The organism is Thalassovita autumnalis (assembly GCF_001458255.1).
GTDB lineage: Bacteria > Pseudomonadota > Alphaproteobacteria > Rhodobacterales > Rhodobacteraceae > Thalassobius > Thalassobius autumnalis.
Map to the genome: position 1 here is coordinate 191,040 of NZ_CYSB01000039.1, position 16,063 is coordinate 207,102.

12 protein-coding genes are annotated in these 16,063 nt (G+C 57.8%); 8 read left to right on the top strand and 4 right to left on the bottom strand.

All coding sequences use genetic code 11. From position 1 onward, the window contains the following. The first annotated feature begins 1 nt into the window (after position 1). Complete coding sequence (locus TL5118_RS16675; RefSeq protein WP_058242117.1) at positions 2 to 844, top strand: fumarylacetoacetate hydrolase family protein; 843 nt, start codon at positions 2 to 4, stop codon at positions 842 to 844. A 154-nt stretch (positions 845 to 998) separates the two neighbouring features. Here TL5118_RS16675 and TL5118_RS16680 read toward each other — a convergent pair whose 3' ends face one another. Next, positions 999 to 1,763 carry a DeoR/GlpR family DNA-binding transcription regulator gene (locus tag TL5118_RS16680; protein ID WP_058242116.1) on the bottom strand — a complete coding sequence of 255 codons (765 nt, stop codon included), beginning with the start codon at positions 1,761 to 1,763 and terminating at the stop codon, positions 999 to 1,001. 164 nt (positions 1,764 to 1,927) lie between these two features. Here TL5118_RS16680 and TL5118_RS16685 point away from each other — a divergent pair, with 164 nt between their 5' ends. The 7 genes from TL5118_RS16685 (at position 1,928) to TL5118_RS16715 (ending at position 9,035) form a co-directional block, all read left to right on the top strand. Then, complete coding sequence (locus tag TL5118_RS16685; RefSeq protein ID WP_058242115.1) at positions 1,928 to 2,896, top strand: ABC transporter substrate-binding protein; 969 nt, start codon at positions 1,928 to 1,930, stop codon at positions 2,894 to 2,896. Continuing rightward, positions 2,896 to 4,599, top strand: a complete 1,704-nt coding sequence (locus TL5118_RS16690; RefSeq protein ID WP_058242114.1) for an ABC transporter permease — start codon at positions 2,896 to 2,898, stop codon at positions 4,597 to 4,599. The genes TL5118_RS16685 and TL5118_RS16690 overlap by 1 nt, the downstream gene beginning before the upstream one ends. Continuing rightward, positions 4,587 to 5,630 carry an ABC transporter ATP-binding protein gene (locus tag TL5118_RS16695; RefSeq protein ID WP_058242113.1) on the top strand — a complete coding sequence of 348 codons (1,044 nt, stop codon included), beginning with the start codon at positions 4,587 to 4,589 and terminating at the stop codon, positions 5,628 to 5,630. The genes TL5118_RS16690 and TL5118_RS16695 overlap by 13 nt, the downstream gene beginning before the upstream one ends. Beyond that, positions 5,631 to 6,701 carry an MBL fold metallo-hydrolase gene (locus TL5118_RS16700; RefSeq protein ID WP_106404232.1) on the top strand — a complete coding sequence of 357 codons (1,071 nt, stop codon included), beginning with the start codon at positions 5,631 to 5,633 and terminating at the stop codon, positions 6,699 to 6,701. Further along, positions 6,698 to 7,273, top strand: coding sequence for a histidine phosphatase family protein (locus tag TL5118_RS16705; RefSeq protein ID WP_058242111.1), 576 nt, complete (start codon positions 6,698 to 6,700; stop codon positions 7,271 to 7,273). The genes TL5118_RS16700 and TL5118_RS16705 overlap by 4 nt, the downstream gene beginning before the upstream one ends. Further along, positions 7,236 to 7,700, top strand: coding sequence for a phosphatase domain-containing protein (locus tag TL5118_RS16710; protein WP_058242110.1), 465 nt, complete (start codon positions 7,236 to 7,238; stop codon positions 7,698 to 7,700). Before TL5118_RS16705 ends, TL5118_RS16710 begins: the two co-directional genes overlap by 38 nt. A 264-nt stretch (positions 7,701 to 7,964) precedes the next feature. Beyond that, positions 7,965 to 9,035 (top strand): SH3 domain-containing protein, encoded by a 1,071-nt coding sequence (locus tag TL5118_RS16715; protein ID WP_058242109.1) that lies wholly within the window; start codon positions 7,965 to 7,967, stop codon positions 9,033 to 9,035. Between the two features lie 101 nt (positions 9,036 to 9,136). Here the strand turns inward: TL5118_RS16715 and TL5118_RS16720 are convergent, their stop codons facing one another. The 3 genes from TL5118_RS16720 to TL5118_RS16730 all read right to left on the bottom strand — a co-directional run bounded on the left by TL5118_RS16720 (position 9,137) and on the right by TL5118_RS16730 (position 15,813). After that, complete coding sequence (locus TL5118_RS16720) at positions 9,137 to 9,544, bottom strand: hypothetical protein (protein WP_058242108.1); 408 nt, start codon at positions 9,542 to 9,544, stop codon at positions 9,137 to 9,139. 2 nt (positions 9,545 to 9,546) lie between these two features. Further along, positions 9,547 to 9,963 carry a hypothetical protein gene (locus TL5118_RS16725; protein WP_058242107.1) on the bottom strand — a complete coding sequence of 139 codons (417 nt, stop codon included), beginning with the start codon at positions 9,961 to 9,963 and terminating at the stop codon, positions 9,547 to 9,549. A 147-nt stretch (positions 9,964 to 10,110) separates the two neighbouring features. After that, positions 10,111 to 15,813 carry a peptidoglycan-binding domain-containing protein gene (locus tag TL5118_RS16730; RefSeq protein WP_058242106.1) on the bottom strand — a complete coding sequence of 1,901 codons (5,703 nt, stop codon included), beginning with the start codon at positions 15,811 to 15,813 and terminating at the stop codon, positions 10,111 to 10,113. Between the last annotated feature and the right edge of the window lie 250 nt (positions 15,814 to 16,063).

Sequence of the window (16,063 nt, forward strand, 5' to 3'; positions counted from 1 at the left end):
GATGAAACTGCTGCGATATGGCGCCCCCGGCGCAGAAAAACCCGGCCTGCTGGATCAGGACGGCGCACTGCGCGATCTGTCCGGCGTGATCAGTGATGTTGCAGGTGAGGCGCTGAGTGATGAAAGCCTTGCCAAACTGCGGGATCTGGACCCCGCCACCCTGCCGCTGGTTGACGGCGATCCGCGCCTTGGCCCCTGTGTGGGTCAGGTGGGCAAGTTCATTTGCATCGGCCTCAACTACGCCGACCACGCCGCAGAAAGCGGCATGGCACTGCCTGAGGAACCGGTGATCTTCTTCAAAGCCACCTTGGCGATCTGCGGCCCCAATGATGACGTTGAAATCCCCCGCACCTCAGTCAAATCCGACTGGGAGGTGGAACTGGGTGTGGTGATCGGCAAACACACCAAATACGTCAGCAAAGAGGACGCGCTGGACCATGTCGCGGGCTACTGCGTGGTCAATGACCTATCTGAACGGGACTTCCAGCTGCATCGCTCCGGCCAGTGGGTGAAAGGCAAAAGCTGTGACACCTTCGGCCCTATCGGCCCCTGGCTGGTGACCCGGGATGAGGTGGCTGATCCGCAGGATCTGGCGATGTATCTGGAGGTCAACGGCCACCGCTATCAGGATGGCTCGACCCAGACGATGCACTTTGACGTGGCGACCGTGATCTCGCATCTCAGCCAGTTCATGTCACTGCAGCCGGGCGATGTGATCTCCACCGGCACCCCGCCGGGCGTGGGTATGGGCCAGACACCCGAAACCTACCTGAAACCCGGTGACAAAATGGAACTGGGCATCGCAGGCCTGGGCGTGCAGAAACAGAACGTCGTCGCCGGCTGACACCCAGCCACACGCGCAATCCAAGGGCGTCAGAGCAATCTGGCGCCCTTTTGTGAATTACGGATGTCAAAGAAGCGGCCAAATCGCCCTTCAATAGGCCCCCAACTGACCATCGCTCACACCAGCTGACCGGGGGCCGCTACCATGTCTAGGCCTAGGGGCACATGATCTGGCAGCCAGACCTTGCGCATTCACTCTTGATCGCAGCACCCAGCTCCGCCTCTGTCACGACAATGTCGTAGTCCCAAATCCTGTGCATCACACAGGGGAGTTCGCGCCCAAATTTTGCACTGTCGACAACGAGCACCTTTTTCTTGGCGCAAGCGGCAATGGCGCTGCGGGCTGCAACCTCATCAGAATTATAATCCAAGACCGCGCCACTTTCAGACAGCCCCCCGCAGCTGAAGATGGCGTAATCCATTCTAAAACGTGTGAAAAAATTCCGGCTAAGCGGACCGACCACATCAAGGTCGCGCAGGCGCACTGTACCACCCGCCATTTCGACAACGACACCAGGCGCGTGCTGCAATGCCAAGACTGCATGAATGTTATTTGTCGCAACAAACAAGTTTTGCAGCGCTGACAGTTCCCGTGCGCAATGCTCAACCGTCGTTCCGGTCCCCAGGGCAAGCCGCGCATTGTGACCAACCAAGGTTTTCACCACCCGCGCAATCCGTTGCTTTTCTATGCTCGACGCATCAAGCCGGGGCGCATAGGCGATGTTTTCCATCTGCCTGAGCCGCACTGCCCCGTTCTTGCGCTGTACCAGTGCAGCTTCGTCCAGATCGCGCAGATCTGTCCGAATGGTCTGAACTGACACCCCCAGCTCTTGGGAAAGGTCCTGCGCTGACAGTTCCTCCACTTCCGAAAGCAGGGCAATGATCTTATCTCGTCTTTGGCTCAGAGCATCACGCGACATCATTTTCTTTCGAAAGAATTAGGGGTCATATACTCCCATTTTCATATATTTTGCGCGATATGGGAAGGAAAATCGCGTCCTGTCACATTATTTTTGCACGAATCTCCAATAAAGGCGCCGTCGAATGACTTTCGTTCGAAAGATCAGCTTTCCGGAGAACCGTGATGAAATCCCTTCTTTCTGCCGCAGCACTTGCCTGCATCGCCTCTGCAAGTTTTGCAGACACCCTGACCCTTTATACATCGCAACCAAACGCAGATGCGCAAAAGACCGTGGATGCCTTCATGGCCGCCAATCCCGGCACCGAGGTTGAATGGGTGCGCGATGGCACCACCAAACTGATGGCGCGCCTGCGTGCTGAAATCGAAGCTGGCAACCCACAGCCTGATGTTTTGCTGATTGCTGACACGGTCACTCTTGAAGGCATGGCGCAGGAAGGTCTGCTGACAGCCTACCAATCCCCGGAAGCCTCCGCTTATGATCCCGCGCTGTTCAGTGCCGATGGGTACTACCACTCGACCAAGCTGATCACGACCGGGATCGTTTACAACACCGGCGCGGCCAAGACGCCCGGTTCCTGGAAGGATCTGAAAGACGCCTCCCTGAAAGGGCAGATCGCAATGCCTTCCCCACTGTATTCCGGTGCGGCGTTGATCCATCTGGCCACACTGACCAGCGATGAAACACTGGGGTGGAATTTCTACGAAGATCTGGCCACAAACGAAGCCCGTGCCAAAGGCGGCAACGGCGGCACCTTCAAAGCAGTTGCTGCGGGTGAAAAGCCCTACGGCATGGTTGTTGATTTCCTTGCGATCCGGAACAAGGCCGACGGCTCCCCGGTGGAGTTCGTCTTCCCAGAAGAGGGCGTCTCTTATGTGACGGAGCCTGTTGCAATTCTTTCGTCGGCCAAGAACGTGGACGGCGCACAGAAATTTGTCGACTTCGTGCTGAGCCAGGAAGGTCAGGATCTGGTGCTTGACATGGGCTACATCCCTGCGCGCAACGACATGGGGGTTCCAGCAGGTTTCCCGGCACGCGAAAACATCAAACTGATGGCCTTTGACCCGGCGGTTGCTCTGAAAAATGCAGAAGCGAACAAAGCCAAGTTTGCCGACATCTTTGGCGCCAACTGATGCTTGCACACAATACCAAAGGAGGCAGCCGATCAGAGGGTCGGCTGCTTTCGCTTATCCTGCTGATTGCCATCACCTTGACCCTTGCGCCGGTTCTGCGCCTGTTCGTCGAGGGTGTGACAGAGGATGACCAGTTCAGCCTTGGTTTGATGAGGAATGTCCTGACAGAAGATGCGACCCGTCGCGCGCTGGTGCATTCACTGATCACAGCGGGGTTCGGCACGCTTGTCTCTGTTTTCATTGGCGCCACATTTGCCTTTCTGGTTGCCCTGACAGACCTGCGCGCCAAGGCGGCGCTGGTGTTTTGCCTGATGATCCCCATGATGATCCCGCCGCAGATTACGGCGCTGTCCTGGACGCAGATCATGGGTCCATCTTCGGTCTTGCTGAAAACGCTTGGCATGGCCCCGCCGCTGGGGGCGCCGCAGCCGCTCTACTCACCAGGGGGCATCATTTTGCTGCTGGGTGTGCAGCATACGTCAATCATTTTTCTAACACTTCGGGCCGGGCTGCGCGCAATCCCGCAGGAAACCGTCGAAGCGGCACGGATCAGTGGCGCCAAGGGGCTGCGCGTCTGGTGGCAGATCATTGTGCCCCTGTGCCTGCCCAGCCTTGCCGCAGGCATTGCGATCACCTTTGTCACAGCCCTTGGAAACTTTGGCATTCCCGCGATGTTGGGGATACCAGCAGGATACGCAACCTTGCCGACCCTGATTTACCAGAAACTTGCCGGTCTGGGCACCAGCGTGCTGGCCGAGGTTGCGGTGCTGGCGATGCTGATTGGGTGCGTGGCGATCTGCGGCATCCTTGCACAGCGTTTTTTCCAATCCCGTCATCGCGTTCATCTGGTCGGTTCAACCTCTCGCCCACTGGCCATTCCGCTTGGGCGGGCACGTCTGCCAATTGAGGTGGCGCTGTGGTCGATTGTTGCAATGATCCTGATCCTGCCGATGCTGGGGCTTCTGGCCACTTCGCTTGTGCCTGCCTATGGGGTGGGTCTGCGCCTTGACACGATCACCTTATCGTCCTGGCACGAAGCACTGTTTCGCCAGCCCGCGACAAGCCGCGCCTTCATAAACTCTTTCAGCCTATCAATGGGCGCGGCGCTTGTGCTGGTCGCCATCTGCCTGCCTCTGGCCTGGTTGATGGAACGCAACCCAACCCGCCTTGGGCAGGTTTTTGATAGCCTTGTCGATCTCCCCTATGCTTTGCCCGGCGTGGTCCTTGCGATTGCGATGATCCTGCTGCTCATCAACCTGCCCTTTACCGATGCCACGCTGTACGGAACGATCTGGATTATCTTTCTGGCCTATCTGGCACGGTTCATGGCGATCATGTTCCGCCCCGTCCAAGCCAGCATTCGCCAGCTTGATCCGGCCATGAACGAGGCCGCGCAATCCGTTGGGGCCAGCCTGTTTCAACGCCTGCGTTCTATTATCCTGCCCCTGACGGCCCCGTCAGCCGCAGCCGGGGCCATTCTGGTTTTCCTAACCGCCTTTAACGAGCTGACGGTATCGGCCCTGCTTTGGTCCTCGGGGACCGAAACGCTGGGCGTGTTGATTTTCAATCTTGATGACAGTGGCGAAACGGTCATGGCCTCAGCCCTAGCGATGACAATCGTGATGGTGGTCATGGCGCTGATGGGCGTGATCCAGCTGTCCGCGCGCCACCTTCCCAAAGGAGTTGTCCCTTGGCAGACATAAGCCTGACCTCCGTCGAAAAACACTTTGACGGCATCCCTGCGCTGCATGCGATCTCTGCAGATATTCAGGACGGAGAGTTTATTGCTCTGCTTGGTCCATCAGGCTGCGGCAAGTCTACGTTGCTGCGCCTTTTGGCTGGCTTTGAAATGCCGACGGCGGGCACCATCAGAATTGGCAGCACCGAAATGGCAAATGCGCAAACAGGCCGGTCCGTTGCGCCAGAGGCGCGCAACATCGGGTTTGTCTTCCAGTCTTATGCCTTGTGGCCGCATATGACCGTGCGCCGGAATGTCTGTTATCCGTTGGAGGTACGTGGCCTTCCCAAGGCTGAACTGATCCGACAGACGGATGCCGCATTACAGGCGACTGGATTGCAGCAACTTGCAGGGCGAATGCCGTCTGAACTCTCAGGTGGACAGCGCCAGCGGGTGGCACTGGCGCGCTGTCTGGTGTCCGACCCGGATGCGGTTTTGCTGGACGAACCGCTTGCCAATCTGGATGTGGCACTGCGGGCCTCCATGCAGGAGGTTTTCACCGATTTCCACAGCCGCACGGGGGCGACAATGGTCTATGTCACCCATGATCAGACCGAAGCGATGGCCATGGCGGATCGTATTGCCGTGATGTCAGAGGGCAGGATCGTCCAGTTTGACACCCCCGAAACCCTATACACCCAGCCGCGAAGCAGATTTGTCGCTGATTTCGTTGGCGAAGGGACAGTATTGCCCATCCACGATGTCCGACACGCAGGAACGCAATCACAGGCGCAGCTGTACGGAGCGCAGATCACAATTCAGACCGACGCGCAGCGCCCCAATCTGATCTGCCTGCGGCCCGAAAACATCCGCATTACCGAAACCGGGAATTTGCGATCAGAAGTAAAGCGCAGCACCTACCTTGGGGGACGTTACCGTCTCACGCTGCAATTGCCCAATGGAATGCCGCTGATCGCTGAAAGCCAACAGCGATACGCGGCGGGCACTCAGCTGGGGGTATCCATCGATGCACCCTGGGCGTTTGCGGAGGCATAAATGAACAACATCAGAATACTATCCGGCATTGGTGACAAGGGGCCAGCCTGCATGCGGCTGTGCGCAAATGGGCAGGTCTGGCTGCTGGACTGCGGCCATGGACCTGAGGCCAACGCACACTTCGATCCAAAGTGGCTGAACGGTGTGGATGCGGTGTTTATCACCCATGACCATATCGACCATATCGGTGGCGCGGCCTATGCGGTTGAGGTGGGACTGCCCATCTACACAACTTTGCAAACGGCAAGAGCCCTCCCGCCTGCTGCAGAAGTCCGTCTTCTGCCAGAGCAGGGCGTGACCGAAATCAACGGCATCCGCCTAACAACAGGGCGCAACGGGCACGCCCTTGGCGGCATCTGGATGCATTTCGACATTGGGGAGGGCCTGTTCTATTCCGGCGACTGGTCCGAGGAATCCAACTGGTTCGCCTTTGACGGCCCGCCCCCCGCAGCAACAGCCATTCTGGATTGTTCCTATCAACTGGATGGCATCAGCCAGGCAGATCGCCTGAAAGCCCTGGATCAACTGATTGACAGTCTTCCCGGCCAAATCCTGTTCCCCGTGCCCCCGTCCGGACGCGCCGGCGAAATGGCACTGCGCCTGCTGAACCGGTTTGGACCGGACGCCGTGGTTCTGGACCCGGAGTGTCGGTCTGCGCTGCGCGCCGCTTTGGCAAGTGATGGCCTAAACCCGCGCGCGCAGGAAATCGCACCGCTGCTGGAGCGTGATGATCAGGACGATGCGCGCTTTTTGATTTGTGACACGCCCAATGCCGATGGTGGCGCGGCCTGGGGATACGCCCGGGCATGGCGCGAAAGCGGCCGTTTGGGACGGGACGCGCATGTTGTGTTTACAGGTCACATGACAGCCCACGCACGCGGCATTTGCGCGGTCCCCGGCGGATATTTCCAGCGCTGGAACGTGCATCCGCCTTTGGGAGATCAGATCAAAATGCTGCAGCGTTTGCAGGCGAAACGCTTTGCGCCCGCCTTTTGTCCCTACCCCGAAGATTACATGGTCGAAAACGCCTTAGGCGCAGAGGTCTTCATGCATGAGAGTATTGAGCTGTGATCGGTCGACTGCCCCCGAAATCCTTTTGTCTCATCCGGCATGGCGAAACCACCGCCAACCGCGATGGTCTGATTGCAGGTCGTCTGGATGTCCCTTTGACTGAGGTTGGCCGCGCCCAGGCCCAAAGCCTGTCAGCGCGGCATTGGCCATCACGCTATCAGCTGTTCAGCAGCCCAATGGCGCGTGCGGTGGAAACATGCACCCTTGGCTTTCCCGCGCAGGACTTTCAAATCGTTGCCGATACGCACGAGCGTGACTGGGGCATTTTTGAAGGGCGCCCCATCGCGGAGTTGCCCGCCCGGGCGGGACGCCCCGAACAGGGCGAAGACTGGGCAGAAATGATTGATCGGGTGGCAGCGGCCCTGCAGGACTGCGGTCGGCGCGCTGGCGATAAACTGCCTATTTTGATCTGTCATTCCGGCGTGATCCGTGCGGCCCGGATACTTGCCGGGCAAGACACGACCGGCACACGCCCGCCCAATGCGACCCCCATTTTTTTCAACTGGACCGGCACCGGTCATCAGGAGGCACCTCGTGACATCTCAACCCCCGAAACCCTGCGCAATTTTTGACGTCGACGGGACCTTGGCGCAATTTGATGCGGATCGGCTGGGCCATCTTGTGCATGGCGAAGAAAAACAATGGCAAGCGTTCCACGAAGCCATGGCCACCGCTGATGCGATTGCCCCGGTTGCGAAACTGCTGAGGCGCCTGAAAGAGGCAGGGGAAACGATCGTGATCTGCTCTGGCCGTCCTGAGGGCTGGTCAGACCACACGGTCGCATGGCTAGAAAGGCAGGATCTCCCCTTTGACGCAATCTATCTGCGGCCCAGTGGGGCGGACGCCGCAACCGATCCAGAGGTCAAACGCGAACTGCTGGCCCAAATGAAAGCCGATGGTTTTGATCCCTGGATTGTGGTGGATGATCGGAGCAGTGTTGTCGAGGCTTGGCGCGATGAAGGTCTGGTTTGCCTGCAATGCGCCCCAGGGCAATTTTAAGGTGGGCGCTGCAGTGGGTGGGTGCATGACCTCACACGCAAGAAGACCCTGAGCTTGCCAATGTAAGTGTATTTTGTCGCAGGGGGATGGCCAGCACTACCATGTGGTAGTGGAGGCGGTGCTGCGATGTTTTTACACTAAGCAGCACGGTATCAAGCAACACGAGAATTAGTCATCATGCGCATTCGCAGACAGGCCGCCGCAGTCGTTTCAACCATTACCCTTTGCACGCTCATTCAAGTGTCGTCTGGGCACGCGGAACTGATGAAAGTGGTGAACATCGCGGATGGCGACACGCTCAATGTGCGCTCGGGGCCAAACGCCAGTTCACCCGATATCGGCGATTTGCAAGAGGGCAGCCTTGTCGATGTTGAGGGCTACAACTTTCAGGGAACCTGGGCACAGATCCGTTACCGCGGACAAATCGCCTGGGTTTCAACACGATACCTTGACGCGATCACCCGTGCAGATGGTTCCTCAACGTCGGTGGGTCCACATCAGGTGACGGGTATCAAAGCGGGCGATCCCGATGGCGGGTTGGTCGCGCGCAGTGGTCCGGGTGTAGGCCATGAGCGTCTGGGTGTGTTGCCAAATGGGATAACGATCCATGTGGTTCAGATCTCAGATGATGGCAAATGGGCTCAGATCCCTTATGGCAGTCAGATGGCATGGGTCAGCCGCCGTTACCTGAATTCTGTTGCCGACGGAGGAACATCGGCAGGCACATCCCAACACCCGACCGGCACACCACAACCCATGCCCGCAGGGGATCCAATGACAGCACCTGACGGCTTGCCTCTGCCGGCGATTTTCAGCGTCAGCGGTGTTGCCGCCGACGACAGCCTCAACATCCGCAATGCGCCACAGGTATCCGGCCAGGTGATCGCGCAGGCGCAAAACGGGATTGCCCTGGCTGTTCTGGGCATGGCCACGGCCCATTGGGCCAAGGTTCAGGTTGGCCAAACCATCGGGTTTGCCCATGCGAACTATCTGTCGCGCGGCGGGGGAACGACCAATATGACTGGTTTCCAATTGGGAACCGAATGTATCGGAACCGAACCTTTTTGGCGCATGACATTCGACACGGACAATATGGTACGCATGACGATGATGGGTAAGGCCGCCCAGGCTGCACCTTTGCGGGCAACCACCTTTTCTGCGACACCAACAGGGTATCCTTACAGCTTCAACGCAGCCCCCTATTCGGGCGAGGTCAACATGGGCCTCTGCTCGGACGGTATGTCAGACAATATTTACCCCATGTCGATCACCCTCTCTGTCCCGAACGCGCCGGGTGCGCCGATGGTGGTAAACGGGTGCTGCCGATTGCAGTGACACGTGTTTTCTGACGCAAAAGGCCCGCGCTGAGCAGGCCTTCTCGTTGTAATTTGATAGTTGCACATAAGGGCGGCTCCTAGGCCGCCCTTATGCACATTTCAGTTCACTTTCTCAGACAGCTCAGCGCCGGCTTTGAACCGTACTGTCAGGCGATAAGCCACGTCATCTGCGCGGAATTTGACGGCCAGTTCGTCCGCCATTTTGCAAGGGCCGCACCAGATGTCTTCAAACGCTTTCGCACCTGCAGCCACGAAACCTTTGCCTGCGCCGATTTCCTCAGCGATCACTTTCAGGGCATAGATCGGGCGATCATCCCCCTTCAGCGCATTGATCTGTTTCATCTGGGCCTGGTCAAAGGTCATTGGTTTGACCGGAACCAAACTTGGATCCTCTTTGATGATGATATCAATGCCGGGTATTGGATCATCCCCGCCCTGCGCCCAGATCGGGTGGGCGAAGCTCATCATCAACGTGGCGGCCGTAAGGGCGGCGGTAAGTGTTTTCATGATCAATTGTCCAGGCTGTGCTGGAAGTGATCCTGCACCTTATCTGCGAACTCTTTCTTGCCACCAGTCAATGCTTGGGCCGGCATCGGTTTAGCAACCGCTCCGACGCGCAGATCCGCTTTCAGGCCTTTGGAATAGCAGTTCACGCGCGCGTCCCCTTTTTGCCTGTCGCAGACTTTGGAACGGGCTTTGAGAGATTCCATGATTCGATCTTTGCCTTCTTCCTTGGCAAAACCGAACTGGTTTTTAATGTCCGGGCTGACAATCGAGCCATCATCTGACGCCAGGGCGCCGAGGCAGGTGAACCAGTTGCCGCCGTTGTTCATGCAGCGCTCATAGCTGTAGTAGTTTGCGAAGGCGCTAGAAGGCGCAAAAGCAAAGGTCGCAAGAACAGCGGTCGCAATCATAGATTTTTTCATCAGTTTATCCTTATGGGTCAAATTTAAAGTATCGCGTTTGCGAAATTTCAGCCCGACACCCCGTCGGGCTGAAAACCTTTTGCCTCACCCCCCGCAGACAGGCGATATCAGGCGATTGTCATCAAATATCAAAACGCCAAAGCCATGTTATTTAAGCCAAATTCCATTGATGCGGACTTTGCATTTTTCTGGCTCAGTGGTGCCCACCGGATTGTCTGCGGTGTCGGGTTTTCCTGGCTTCGGTGAAATGACAATCGACAGGCATTTGCCGCCGATCATTGGGCCGCCATTTTTGCATCCGCAGGTCGTTTCCGATGTTTTTACGGCGTTTTTCGGATCCAGGCAGACGCATTGATCACCACGCAATCGTGTCGAACGCTTGTCACAAGTTAGGGTTTCCAGCAGCGGCGACGGTGTTGGTTCTGGCTTGGGCGCCACCACCTGTTTGACGCAGCCTTCCCCTGCGACAAAGGCGAAGCCGCCTTTGCACTGACAAGAGGTCGCATCGCGGCGCAGCATATTGTCGTACCGGCACTGGCAGCTCTCACCCGTTTGCACCGTCGTGGCACGATCACATTGCAGCGGCGGCTTGGGCATCGGTGGCAGCTCAGCGGTGACGCAGGCCTTCTGCCCCGGTTTTGCCAAAGGTAGCCCCAAAGCCACAAAAAGCGCATCGTCAAACGCGCGGGTCACCCGCAACCCAAGCGATTTTTGCAACTCAGCCAGGGCGGCATATGTCTTTTTGCCGGGCAAACCGTCCACCGGCCCAGCCGCCAAGCCACGGGCATTCATGACCTGCTGAATCGCGGCCACACGTTGCTTGCGGTCATTCGGGATTCCAACGGCGGCGCAGTTTTCCCATTGCCCCCCGTTCACAAGCCCCTGCACCTCCATTTCAAGATCGATGTAAGCGAAAGAGCCGGCAGGCAACGTTAAGCCCGCGTGTTCACAGGACACTGAGCCCGCAACAGGCTGCGCACAAGACCAGCCCCCTGCTGAAGTCTGCGTGATAGCCTGCGCGTAAGGGCTTCCGAAGGTATCGGTCACCACCAGCGGCCCGTTGAAAGGCGCGGTGCCCTCGTTGGCCACCACAATCTGGAATCCACAGCTATAGCGCTGGGTATTGCGGTTCGGCACACAGTCCGAGGTCTGAACCTTGCGCGTACTCAGCTTAGGTTCCTGCAGGGGCGCAGGTTTGGGCATCGGGGATGGGCTGGAATCCTGCGCCTTTTGACCATCAATCGTGACCTCAAAGGCGTGACAGTTTCCATAGCTGCCATTGGGGGTGCCATTGACGGAGGTACGCACAACCACACAGTTTTCATAGGCTTCGCGCCCCGGAACCGGACGCGTCAGTTCCGCGCTCCAGTCAAGATTGAAGACGCCCCCCGCACTCATCTGGGCAAGCGATGGCCCTGTGCACTCTGTTTTTGAGGGGAAAGAACTGGTGAGATCTGGCGCACAACCCAGCTGCGGCAATCCGGTCAGAGGCGGCATCGGCCCCTGAACGATGTCCATCCAGGAAGCTCCAGCGACGCGCGCGAAATCGAAGAACTCGTAAATCAACTCCCCACTGTTCGCTGGAAATCCGATTTCGATATTGCAGTGCGCCGTTGCGGTTTGCGCACCGCTGGCAAACACCAGTGGATCACAGGTTTTTGTGACATAGGTCTGGGAGGGGAAACTTGGGAAAGACCCAATAACGCCGCCTGTTGCCTCAATCGGTTCGCCCGTCACGACAGGCCCACCCACATCAGGGGTGCTGCCTCCGGGCACTTCGGGGTCAGTCAGGACATTGCCCGCCCCTGTGACCGAAACCTTGAACTCAATCGGAACACAGGATTTCCCGTTGCCCCCCTGCGGGCCATGCAGACCAAGGCCCGGCACATCGACAAAGGCACAGTTCTGGGCCCGTGGCCCGCTCAGCGGCCGTCCGGCTGGCCCTTGATAAATACCCGTGTAGGGCAGGGTCAGCGTGCCACCGTTATTGTTGATCATATCCGTGGTCAGGTCACAGCCCGCCATGGTGCCCCCCGCAATCGTGCCACCGCCGCAGGTATTGGTCCCTGTGTTTATGGTGCCAAAGGTCGCGTTTTGGGTGTTTGAGGACATCAATTCATCCGTCACGCGGAATTGCTGGCCGTTGGGCAGGTTTTGCCCCGTGATGGTTAACAGACATTCCACCGTCCACAGGCCTGTTCCCGTCTGGGTCGCAGCTTCGCAGGTTTTCACCAGATCGATCTGCGGCTCCTTCGGTTCGGGTGTGGGGATGATTTCAAAACAATCCCCTGCGATCGTGTCTGCCGGATCGCTACTCGGGGCCTGCCCCATGCTCAACGCCACACAATTCTCGGCACCGAACTGATCCGCCGCACCGCCAAAAAGGTTCAGCGTCACGTTGAGTGTCGATGTGGTATGGGGAAACTGACTGCCCTGAATGCCGCAAACAGGCTGGTTCCCATTTGGTCCATAAGGCGCTGGCGAACACTGCCACGGGTCGTTTGAGGACACAGAAACCACCGATTGACTGCCGTCATGAGGGCCGTAGAGCATGTTATCATCGATCCACAGTGGATCCGTGAACGGCACGCCATTGGACGTGACCGTCAGGGTACAGGACCACGGCTGGAACCAGGTGCTGGGCCCCATGACCTGACGTTCCCCCAGTGGCTTGCATTCTTTCTGGACCTCGAATGCGGGATCACCGTGCGGCTCGTCGAGAGCAACACATGGCGCTGCGGCTACTTCAGCATCGTCCATCATCAGGGTGGCGCAATTCTCAAAGTCCTGCTCGGCAAGGGTCCCATTGGGGATCAGGAAAAACGCCCCGATCTGGTGGCCTGTGGTGCCATTGAAATCCGCAGGCTGGATCGTGCAGCTCGCCGTTGGCATATCGCAGGCCCAGCCGGGTGAACCTTGCAACCCGATCATGAACTGCGAAGCGGGTTGACCCGTCGTCGTCGATGTAAACAACTCGTTCAGCGTAAGGGGCTGGGTAATGGGATCTCCACCCGTCTGCGTGACGGAAATCGTGCAGGAATAGCTCTGGCCATCCGGCCCTTGATCAAAGGGGCCACGGCAGGATTTCTTGAGCGAGAAGGTCGGCGGTGTGCTGACCACAGGCGGTTTCCAGGTGATGGTTTCACAGTTGCCTTTGACCTCGAAAGGCGTGCCGCCCGTGTCACCTTTGTCTGCTGGCGTATAGACGCCGCTGACACAGTTCTTCCACTTGACGGGTTCGCCTGTGTTGGGGGCGAAGAGGGTGAAGCCGACAGTTTCCGTACCACTGGGATCAAAGCTCGCCCCCGCGATGGTGCAGTCAGTGGACGGTGTTGGCACATTGGGGGCACAGGCCCAGTGCGCAGGCAGCGGTTGGTCAATCCCAATGATCTGCCCCGTGCTGCCGGTGATGCTGGTCGCATCCTCCGTGAAGGTAAAGCTACCGGCAAAAGGCGCAGGCACAGCGGCCACGATGATCTGACAGTCCCATCCCAGGCCCATCTGGCCATCATGCATCATCTCACGGCCCTGGTCCTTGCAGACCTTTTCAAGCGTGATCTCCTTGACAGGATCAAACACCGGCACATCCGACGGCTTTATGACCCGCCCTGTGCACATGGGAACCGAAGGGAATGTGCCTGCGGGTGTTACGGCTGATCCGCGAATACAGTTCCTCCACTGAATTTCCTCGTCGGTCGGAACGTAGGGCGTGAACAGGTCATATTGCACAAAATGAGGTGAGGAGAATGTCGCACCATCATAAGTACACGCGAGGATATCAGTCCCAATGCCCTGACAGTTGTTCGGATCAGAGACCGAGACAAATTCAGACGTGCCGAGAGAAATCTGTGAGCCGTCGTCGGTGAAGCTCACCTCGCCCGCAAAGGGGGCGGGGGCGACCTCTACCTCGGCCTCGCACTGCCACAGATAACCCCATGTGCCATTTAGATTGGTCAGCGTCGGCTGATCGCAATCCTTGGCAATCTTGACATCAACCTTCGTGTCCAACTGCGGCGCGGGGACATCCATATAGACACAGCCGTCAGGCATCTGCGGCCAACCAGGGTTCTGGCCCTGGCCGCTTTGGATCGGTGAACGCAACGGGCTGCGCTGCGTGTTGAGTTGGTCCAAATAGCTGCCAGTATGAATATCGGTAAAGCGGCAATTCGCAACCTGTGTGGGTGCCTGATCCACTGTGAACTGGAAAGAAATCTCCAACGTGGAGGTGCCGCCAGCCACCATCAGATCCTCGGCAGGCAGTTCGCAAATCCCGATGGAACTGGGCGTGTTCAGCGCATGATCGATACAGTTCCAGTTTTCGGTTGAGGTCACATTCATGAAGCTGGGTGAAACCGTAGCGATGCTGGGCGGCTGCGCTGCAAAGGCGTCCATGACCGAAACATATGTCCCACCCACAAGGCCGCTGGCCGTCACCTCGATGGAACAGTTCATCGTATAGGGTGCGGTTGCATGTGCAGGGATCGGGTCACAGGTTTTGACCACCTGGGACCGCGGTATCCACTGCCCAGTCGTGCAATGCGGTGCAAGCGGCTGCAGATTGCCCGAACCGTCGTCAAGCGCCCCAGAAACACAGTTTTCAAGGGGATAGACATCGGCCTCAGCCACGGCTTCGACAAAAACATCGAAGGCGAAGCTTTCAGTGCCGGAAGGATCGAAATTTGCACCCGAAATCAGACAGTCGCCTTGAAAACATGTGCCATTGCCACTCAGGGATTCACCAAGCAAGATCAGCCCATTGACCAAAGGGGTATTGGTAAAAACATCGTGCAAGGTGATATCGCCTGCAAATGGCGCAGACGGTGTCGCCACATCCACCTGACATGCCCAACGTTGCCCCAAAATACCGTTGTGAGTGTGAGCCTCCTCCAACTCACAGGATTTGGACAGCACGACATCCTGCGGGTTGATGACAGGCAGATCGGGATCACAGTCAAGTGTGACCGAGGCCTCATCCATATTCACGCTGTGCCCCAGTTCCGCGACAAAGGCATAGTCCAGCCCCGCTTGCACGGGCACCTGCACGGAGAAGGGCGTCCAAGGATAGTTACGGGACGGCCCCGCCCCCAGAACAATGCGCAGCTTGGCCGCGTCATGGGCCGCGGCAAGATCAAGCACGGTTTGCTGCTGCGCGAGAGGCACCTGCGCAGGACCGCCCGGGAACTGCGCCAACTGCGTATTCACTGGCACAATCGAAAGACCACCTGCCGTCTGATAGTCGCCGCCATTGGCAGGCGGCGGAGGTGCCGAAGGCCCAGATAGCGTACCCGTGCCAATCCCGTGCCCCTCACGGTTGGACATGAAAATCTGACCCGTTGCGATGCCTGAACAACTGGGTGTGAAATACTGCCAGCCCAAAGTACCGCGCACACTGCTGTCGATATAGAACTGCGGCGTGTTGGCACCTGCACCCGATGCATCGGATTCCGGCCCCAGCGCATCACCGGTAAAATCGACATAGTCGAAACCACCCGGCCCATCGACCCTGACCAGATTATTGGCGTTCTTGAAAATCACCGAGGGATCAATAACCGCAGCAAAGCGCCAATCGGGCAGTTGATCATTGTGATTGTTACCCATCGTGGGTGACGCGGCACCGTCAAATCCACCATCGTTGAGCAAATTCTGCGCCGCACCGGATTGGGAAAGAAACAGCGTTGCGGCACAGGTTAGGGCCAAGGTCGCCATAAGGTTTTTCACATCAGCTGCAACAGCAATGCGACGCGCGCGCCAACCTGCGCTGGCTTTAACCGCGCCGGGGGGGCGTTTCACCCCTTCGACCCAAAAACAGGTTCGGAATGCGGGCAGACCAAAAACAGAAGTGTCACGCAACTTAATGTGCTCCTATCACGAAAGTGGCTCGGGCCCATTGCGCGATGCAGCTTGGACGGCGGCCGTTTTATCCGTTGATAGGGCGAACAAAATCGTGGAAAACTACCACATGGGTATTGATGGGCGTCCACGCAATAAAATTTCGCGAGCGAATATGCCCCAGATTAGACTGTAAATTCCATCGCTTCACACACGCCCTAGGCTCAGGACTCATAGCCAGTAAATAACGAGTGCGGCGAGAGCGATGGTG

Bases quoted from the DNA above. Each gene is read 5' to 3' on its own strand.
- TL5118_RS16675 (WP_058242117.1), top strand. From the start codon at position 2: ATGAAACTGCTGCGATATGGCGCCCCCGGCGCAGAAAAACCCGGCCTG.
- TL5118_RS16680 (WP_058242116.1), bottom strand. From the start codon at position 1,763: ATGTCGCGTGATGCTCTGAGCCAAAGACGAGATAAGATCATTGCCCTG.
- TL5118_RS16685 (WP_058242115.1), top strand. From the start codon at position 1,928: ATGAAATCCCTTCTTTCTGCCGCAGCACTTGCCTGCATCGCCTCTGCA.
- TL5118_RS16690 (WP_058242114.1), top strand. From the start codon at position 2,896: ATGCTTGCACACAATACCAAAGGAGGCAGCCGATCAGAGGGTCGGCTG.
- TL5118_RS16700 (WP_106404232.1), top strand. From the start codon at position 5,631: ATGAACAACATCAGAATACTATCCGGCATTGGTGACAAGGGGCCAGCC.
- TL5118_RS16715 (WP_058242109.1), top strand. From the start codon at position 7,965: ATGAAAGTGGTGAACATCGCGGATGGCGACACGCTCAATGTGCGCTCG.
- TL5118_RS16720 (WP_058242108.1), bottom strand. From the start codon at position 9,544: ATGAAAACACTTACCGCCGCCCTTACGGCCGCCACGTTGATGATGAGC.
- TL5118_RS16725 (WP_058242107.1), bottom strand. From the start codon at position 9,963: ATGAAAAAATCTATGATTGCGACCGCTGTTCTTGCGACCTTTGCTTTT.